This window comes from Streptomyces sp. NRRL WC-3742 (genome assembly GCF_000720635.1).
GTDB lineage: Bacteria > Actinomycetota > Actinomycetes > Streptomycetales > Streptomycetaceae > Kitasatospora.
The window spans coordinates 1-299 of record NZ_JOCF01000203.1 but is presented as its reverse complement, the minus strand read 5'-3'; the positions used below and the strand labels follow the sequence as shown (position 1 = coordinate 299).

1 protein-coding gene and 1 pseudogene are annotated in these 299 nt (G+C 72.2%); both read left to right on the top strand.

Going from position 1 to position 299, the window contains the following annotated elements:
* Positions 1 to 17: 17 nt before the first annotated feature.
* Positions 18 to 137, top strand: a pseudogene (locus IH61_RS50505) (hypothetical protein); the annotation flags it as partial.
* Between the two features lie 103 nt (positions 138 to 240).
* The coding region (locus IH61_RS50500) for an arginine deiminase family protein (protein WP_420714088.1) at positions 241 to 299 on the top strand (59 nt) is incomplete at its 3' end.

Genomic DNA, 299 nt, shown 5'->3' with positions numbered 1-299 from the left:
TCTACCGCTTCCACCCGCTGTTCGCCGAGACCGCCCCGCCGCTGCTGGACGGCACCGCCACGGCACCGGGGCTGAGCCTGGAGGGAGGGGACGTCCACGCCATCGCCCCGGGCGTGGTCATGGTCGGCATGGGGGAGCGCACCACCGCCCAGGCGGTCGAGGCCCTCGCCCAGCAGCTGTTCCTCACCGGAACCGCCCACCCGCCTGATCGCCGTCCGACTGCCCGAGACCCGGGCGTTCATGCACCTCGACACGGTCATGACGATGATCGACCGGGACACCTTCGCCGTCTACCCGGG